General features: G+C 71.5%; 7 protein-coding genes. 4 read left to right on the top strand and 3 right to left on the bottom strand.

The genetic code is table 11. The features are described 5' to 3' along the window. Positions 1-308 precede the first annotated feature (308 nt). From ACH4VO_RS27995 to ACH4VO_RS27985, 3 genes are all read right to left on the bottom strand, one after another. On the bottom strand, positions 309-1,766 hold the full coding sequence (locus ACH4VO_RS27995; RefSeq protein WP_360993323.1) for a catalase: 1,458 nt from the start codon (positions 1,764-1,766) through the stop codon (positions 309-311). A gap of 184 nt (positions 1,767-1,950) precedes the next feature. Continuing rightward, positions 1,951-2,844, bottom strand: a complete 894-nt coding sequence (locus ACH4VO_RS27990) for a 2-hydroxy-3-oxopropionate reductase (protein WP_360993326.1) — start codon at positions 2,842-2,844, stop codon at positions 1,951-1,953. 449 nt (positions 2,845-3,293) lie between these two features. Further along, positions 3,294-4,136 (bottom strand): TIM barrel protein, encoded by an 843-nt coding sequence (locus ACH4VO_RS27985; protein ID WP_360993638.1) that lies wholly within the window; start codon positions 4,134-4,136, stop codon positions 3,294-3,296. Positions 4,137-4,457: 321 nt separating this feature from the next. On the opposite strand from ACH4VO_RS27985, the gene ACH4VO_RS27980 reads away from it, so the two are divergent. The 4 genes from ACH4VO_RS27980 to uraH all read left to right on the top strand — a co-directional run bounded on the left by ACH4VO_RS27980 (position 4,458) and on the right by uraH (position 6,354). Then, positions 4,458-4,709: a thiamine-binding protein gene (locus tag ACH4VO_RS27980; RefSeq protein ID WP_360993329.1), complete on the top strand. Its 252-nt coding sequence runs from the start codon at positions 4,458-4,460 to the stop codon at positions 4,707-4,709. Beyond that, positions 4,706-5,107, top strand: a complete 402-nt coding sequence (locus tag ACH4VO_RS27975; RefSeq protein WP_360993332.1) for a helix-turn-helix domain-containing protein — start codon at positions 4,706-4,708, stop codon at positions 5,105-5,107. The genes ACH4VO_RS27980 and ACH4VO_RS27975 overlap by 4 nt, the downstream gene beginning before the upstream one ends. Positions 5,108-5,362: 255 nt before the next feature. Beyond that, entirely contained in the window at positions 5,363-5,869 is a 507-nt protein-coding gene (uraD, locus tag ACH4VO_RS27970; RefSeq protein WP_360993333.1) for a 2-oxo-4-hydroxy-4-carboxy-5-ureidoimidazoline decarboxylase, read from the top strand. Between the two features lie 92 nt (positions 5,870-5,961). Continuing rightward, positions 5,962-6,354, top strand: a complete 393-nt coding sequence (gene uraH, locus ACH4VO_RS27965) for a hydroxyisourate hydrolase (protein ID WP_360993336.1) — start codon at positions 5,962-5,964, stop codon at positions 6,352-6,354. Position 6,355: the final 1 nt, after the last annotated feature.

The raw sequence follows: 6,355 nt of genomic DNA, 5'->3' as shown, positions 1-6,355 counted from the left end.
GCGGGGCGGCGGCGGGTCCGTGGGGGACGGGGGCGGGGGGGGGCCAGGCCCGGGGCCCGGCCCGGCGCGGGGGGCCCCCGCACGCCTCACGCGTGCGGTGCACCCCTGCGCCGTTCGTGTCTGTCGTCACAGCGACCGCGGCGGCGGCGAGCGGGCCGGCCGGGAGCCGGCTCCTTCAGGTCTGGAGCCGGCCGCCGTGCCCTTCACCACCGCACTGGCGTCGTCCGCCGCCGCGGTCCCGTCCTGCCCGTGCCGCACGCAACCCCTCATCCGGGTGTGCGGCGCGGGCAGGGTCCTGGGAGGGAGACTCAGTCCTCGCGCAGGGCGCGGACCGCCTCCTCGACGCGCCTGCCGTACTCGGCGTCGGCGGCGTGGAAGTGGGCGAGGTTCTTCTCGATGACGTCGTCACGGGTGACCTGCGAGAGACCTCCGGCGATGTTGGCGACCAGCCGGCCCTTCTCCTCGTCGGACATGAGCCGGTACAGCTCGCCTGCCTGGAAGAAGTCGTCGTCCTTCGTGTGCGGGGGCGCCTCGTGGGTACCCGTCCAGCCGTTCACCGCGAGCGGGGAGGCCAGGGCCGCACCGGTCTGGGCGGGGCCGGCGTACGAGTTGGGCTCGTAGTTCTTGTCCTGGCGTGAGCCGTGGCGCGTCGCGTGCAGGCCGTCGCGGCCGTAGTTGTCCACGTCGGCCGCCTTCGGCGCGTTGACGGGGAGCTGGGTGTGGTTGACGCCCAGCCGGTAGCGCTGCGCGTCGGCGTACGCGAACAGCCGGCCCTGGAGCATCTTGTCCGGGGAGGGGCCGATACCGGGCACGAAGTTGTTGGGGGAGAACGCCGCCTGCTCGACCTCGGCGAAGACGTTGTCCGGGTTGCGGTCCAGCACCAGGCGGCCGACGCGCCGCAGCGGGTAGTCGGCGTGCGGCCACACCTTCGTCACGTCGAACGGGTTGAAGCGGTAGTCCGCCGCGTCCGCGGCCGGCATGACCTGCACGTGCAGCGTCCACGACGGGTTCACCCCGCGCTCGATGGCCTGGAGCAGGTCGGTCTGGTGCGAGGTGGCGTCCCTGCCGACCTGGTCGGCGGCCTGCTCGGCGGAGAGGGAGCGCACACCCTGGTTGGTCTTGAAGTGGTACTTGACGAAGAAGGCTTCGCCCTGCGCGTTCGTCCACTGGTAGGTGTGCGAGCCGTACCCGTTCATGTGGCGGTACGAGGCGGGGATGCCGCGGTCGCCCATCAGCCAGGTGACCTGGTGCGTCGCCTCCGGGCTGTGGGCCCAGAAGTCCCATACGTTGTCGGGCTCCTGGCGGCCCGTGAAGGGGTCGCGCTTCTGCGAGTGGATGAAGTCGGGGAACTTGATCGGGTCCTTGATGAAGAAGACCGGGGTGTTGTTGCCGACGAGGTCGTAATTGCCCTCGTGCGTATAGAACTTGAGCGCGAAGCCGCGGGGGTCGCGCACGGCGTCGGCGCCGCCCAGGGAGTCGGCGACCGTCGAGAAGCGGACGAACGTCTCGGTGCGGCGGCCGACCTCGGACAGGAAGTCGGCGCGGGTGAAGCCGGTGACGTCGTCCGTCACCTCGAAGTAGCCGTACGCGCCGGAGCCGCGCGCGTGGACGACGCGCTCCGGGATGCGCTCACGGTTGAAGCGGGCGAGCTTCTCCAACAGGTGCTGGTCCTGGAGGAGGATCGGTCCGCCGGCGCCGGCGGTGGCGGAGTTCTGGTTGTCGGCGACCGGGGCGCCTGACTCGGTCGTGAGCACACGCTGGGACATGGGGACCTTCCGTACGGGGGCTGCTGACGGCCCCAGGAGCGTAGATTCGCCGGGAACACAGCGTCAACAGTTTGTTGAATGCGGAGGAGATGGTTCCGGGCCGCGGCGGCGCCTGGGCGCGACAGGACAGGTGTCAGCGCCACCGCGACCCGGAGTTCGGGGGGCCTGTGCGGGGCCGGGGATGTCAGACCTGGGAGCCGGAGAGCCGTTCGACCGAGCGCAGCAGAGCCGAGTGGTCCAGGCCGCCGTCGCCCTGGGCGCGCAGCGAGGCGACCAGTTGGGCCACGACCGCGCCGACGGGCAGGGCGGCACCGACGGTGCGGGCGGCGTCCGTCACGATGCCCATGTCCTTGTGGTGCAGGTCGATGCGGAAGCCGGGGGCGAAGTCCCGCTTGAGGAAGTTGTCCTTCTTGCGCGTCAGGACGGTCGAGCCGGCGAGCCCGCCGTTCAGTACGTCGAGCGCGGCGGCCAGGTCGACCCCGGACTTCTCCAGGAAGACCACGGCCTCGGCACACGCCTGGATGTTGACGGCGACGATCAGCTGGTTGGCGGCCTTCACCGTCTGGCCGGAACCGTGCGGGCCGCAGAGCACGATCGTCCTGCCCAGCGCCCGGAGCAGCGGCTGCGCCTCGTCGAAGTCGGTCTGCTCGCCGCCGACCATGATGGACAGGACCGCCTCGATCGCGCCGGCCTCGCCGCCCGAGACGGGGGCGTCCAGCACACGGATGCCCTTGTCCTTCGCGTTCTCGGCGAGGTCGACGGAGGTCTGCGGGGTGATCGAGGACATGTCGATCAGCAGGGCGCCCCGCCGGGCGTTCTCCAGGATGCCGTCGGGGCCGTACGCGACGGCCTCGACCTGCGGGGAGGCGGGGACCATGGTGATGACGACGTCGGCGTCGCGCACCGCCTCGGCGATGGAAGCCGCGCCTTTGCCGCCGGCGGCGACCAGCCGGTCGACCTTGTCCTTCTCGAGGGTGTGACCGGTCACGTCGTAACCGGCCTTGACCAGGTTCTCCGACATGGGCGAGCCCATGATGCCGAGGCCGATCCAGGCGATCTTGGGGAGGTTACTGCTCATGAGGGGTGCCTTCCGAGTGAGCGTGTGTACGAGGGGAACCGGGGCCGGGGGCCGGGGGCTGTCCCGGATCACGCCGGGCTCGCGTGCCCTGAGGGCTGTCCTGTGACTCCCGGCGGACGCGCGAGGGCCGCTGCGGCACCTCGCCGCCTGGCCGGGACGTCCGCGTACGGCCCCGGAGGCGGGCCTCTCTCAGCCGTGCGAGGCGCGGGATCATCCGACGCCGCGTGCCGGTCCGTCGGGAGGTGCGGGACATGCCGGCCGTGCTGCGGAAGTGGCGTCGTCTGCCCGGCGGGCGGGCCCGGCGGCGTCTGGTGCGTGCGATCGCACGGCGGAGGGCCGGCCCGATACTGGACGTATCAGGATGTGCCCGACAACGCGGCGACTGTGCGTGCCAGGCGCCGCCAGGCGGACGAGACTTTCGCACCACGGCCTGCGGGCCGCATGACGGCCTAGCGGACCGCTGCGCGGTCCTCTGTCGGGAGCCAGGTGAAGGAGTCGGCGCTGGGCCGGTCGCCCGGCTTGTACTCCAGGCCGACCCAGCCCGCGTAACCGGCCTGAGCCAGTTCGTCGAGGAGCCGTTCCAGGGGGAGGGAACCGGTTCCGGGCGCTCCGCGGCCGGGGTTGTCGGCGATCTGGACGTGGCCGGTCTGCGCGGCGTACGTCCTGATCACCTGGCCGAGGTCCTCGCCGTTCATCGACAGGTGGTAAAGGTCCAGCAGGAACGCGGCGTTGCCCAGACCGGTCGCCGCGTTGACGCGGTCGACGACCTCGACGGCCGCCGGTGCGCTCACCAGCGGGTAGAGCGGCGACTCCGGTGCGTTGAGGGTCTCGATCAGGAGTGCCGCCCCGATCCGGTCGGCCGCGCGGGCCGCCAGGACGAGGTTGTCCAGGGCGAGTTCGTCCTGTACCGCCGGGTCCACTCCCTCGACGCGGTTGCCGTACAGGGCGTTGAGCGCCTTGCAGCCGACCGAGGCGGCGAAGCCGGCCGCCACCTCGATGTTGGCCCGGAAGCGGTCCGACTCCTCGCCCGGCACCGAGAGCGCGCCGCGGTCGGGGCCGGGCAGCTGCCCCGCGTAGAAGTTCAGTCCCACCAGCTGTGTGCCCGCGTCGTCGAGCGCCTTCTTCAGGGCGTCGAGCTCGGCCTGCGCGGGGGTGGGGGTCCCGGTCCACGGCCACCAGAGCTCGACCGCGGTGAAGCCCGCCGCGGCGGCTGCCGCGGGGCGCTCCAGGAGCGGGAGTTCGGTGAAGAGGATCGAGAGGTTCACATCGAAGCGCTGGTCCGCGTAACCCATCATGCGCTCCTTCCGTATTGCGGAAGTTAGTTTCTGCTTAACGGAAGGTTGCCCGGCAGGTGGCGGGGCTGTCAAGGGGTGACCCGCATTCCGGACGCCCGGGGAACGGAGGAGGGGGCGTGAGGAATCGCGCCGGTGCCCGCGGGTCCGTACCCGGCCGCGGGTGGCGGCCCCCTGCGGGGGCGGTGGGGTTCCCGTGCGGGTGCCCCCGGGGGCCGTGTCCGGCCCCGGGAGCGGTCCGGCCCCGCGCCGGAGGCGGTGCCTTAAGGTCGGGACGAGCCGTGCGAGCCGACACACGCGGCGGGACATGAGGGAGGCACCGTGCGCCTGAGGGTGGAATTCACCACCGAGCCGTTCGATCTCGACGAGGCACCCGCTCACGCGGTGGCGGCCCGCGAGGTCATCCGGACCGCCGACTTGGACGCGGTGGACGTGGGTCCCTTCGGGAACACGGCCGAAGGGGAGGCCAGCCAGGTCCTCGCGGCGGTGGATTCCCTGCTCCGCGAGGTGCTGGCCGCGGGAGCGACCCGGGTCTCCCTCCAGGTCAACGTGATCGGGGAGAGCGCCCCGTGACCGTGCCCGCCGACCATCCCCCGGCCGTGCCCGCCGACCATCCCCTGGTCGCGGCGGTGAAGCCGCTCGTCGACGCCATGGGTGCCGAGCTGCTGGACCCGCGGCAGGCCACCGACGAGGACGTGGTGCTCGCCTGGGAGGGGTCGGACGTCATAGCCGTCCGGCTCCCGCAGCTCTCCGAATCGCTCGACCACATCCTGGCCGCGATGGAGCGCCGGCACGGGATGCCGCTGGCCGAACTGGACCGCAGGACGAAGCAGCGTGTGGTGCGCACGCTCGAGGCGCGCGGCGCCTTCGCCGTGCGGCACGGGGTGGAGACGGTGGCCGGCGCCCTCGGGGTCTCGCGGTTCACCGTCTACAACTACCTGAACAGGGAGAACGCCGCCAAGGGGGAGTGAGGGCCGCCCCGAGGTGGGCGTTCCGGCGGCTGGTGCGGCACCTCGCCCTTTCGCCGGAACGCCTGCCTCCGGGCCGGTGCGCATGTGCGGGCCGGCCCTCAGTCACACGTATGCGGCCCGATGCCGTCGTCCGGAAGCCGGGCGGCGGCATCCTCTGTTCGTGGAATTTCAACAAACTGTTGACGTGGTGTTGCGGAGGGCGTTAGCTATCCGCAGCCCGACCACGCACAGCGAAGAACAGCCACGGAGGCTCCCGTGACTTCGAGCTCGACACCGGGCCTCGCCCGGTTCAACACCCTGACGGCCGAAGAGGCCGCAGCCGCGCTGCACGAGGTGTGTGCCAGTGCGCGGTGGGGAAGCATCGTCAGCGCCCACCGGCCGTACGCCGGCGCGGAAGCCCTGTTCTCGGCGAGTGACGCCGCCATGGCCGAACTCGGTCCCGAGGACCTGGCCGAGGCGATGGCGGGACACCCGCCGATCGGCCGCCCCACGCCAGGGGATCCGGCCTCCGCCCGCGAACAGCGGGGAATGGCGGGCGCGTCCGAGGAGCTCAGGGCCGAGATGCTCGCACTCAACCTGGCCTACCAGGAACGGTTCGGGCACGTCTTCCTGATCTGCGCCACCGGAGCCACCGGTGAACAGATGCGCGATGCCGTGAAGGCCCGGATCGGCAACCCGCCCGAGCGGGAACGCGAGATCGTCCGCACCGAACTGGGAAAGATCAACCGTATCCGGCTCACCCGCCTCGTACAGGACTCCTGAGACCCCGCACCGCCGAGAACCCCGCACCGCAGAGGGCTTCGTATGGCAGAAGGCCTCGTACCGCACCCGTGAGAACAAGGAGTGTGACGGTCTTGAGCACCGACACCACCGCCTCGGTGTCCACCCACATCCTGGACACCAGCATCGGCCGTCCTGCCGAAGCCGTCACCGTCTCCCTGGCCGCCCGCGGCGGCAGCGAGCCGCGGTATGTGACGCTCGGCGGATCCGTGACCGACGCGGACGGGCGCTGCACAGACCTGCCGGCCCTGCCGGAAGGCACCACCCACGTACGGCTCGTCTTCGACACCGAGTCGTACTTCACCACGAAGAAGCAAGCCGAGGTGCAGCAGGACGCCCCCCGCGCAAGGGACAGCGGCACGTTCTTCCCGGAGGTGGCGATCGCGTTCGCCGTCACCCCGGGGGAGCACTATCACGTACCGCTGCTGCTCAACCCGTTCGGCTACTCCGTTTACCGAGGGAGCTAGC

The sequence above is a fragment of the Streptomyces sp. NPDC020780 genome (genome assembly GCF_044334475.1).
GTDB lineage: Bacteria > Actinomycetota > Actinomycetes > Streptomycetales > Streptomycetaceae > Streptomyces.
This window is presented reverse-complemented; position numbering and strand designations above follow the sequence as displayed.

Bases quoted from the DNA above. Each gene is read 5' to 3' on its own strand.
- ACH4VO_RS27985 (WP_360993638.1), bottom strand. From the start codon at position 4,136: ATGGGTTACGCGGACCAGCGCTTCGATGTGAACCTCTCGATCCTCTTC.
- ACH4VO_RS27995 (WP_360993323.1), bottom strand. From the start codon at position 1,766: ATGTCCCAGCGTGTGCTCACGACCGAGTCAGGCGCCCCGGTCGCCGAC.
- ACH4VO_RS27990 (WP_360993326.1), bottom strand. From the start codon at position 2,844: ATGAGCAGTAACCTCCCCAAGATCGCCTGGATCGGCCTCGGCATCATG.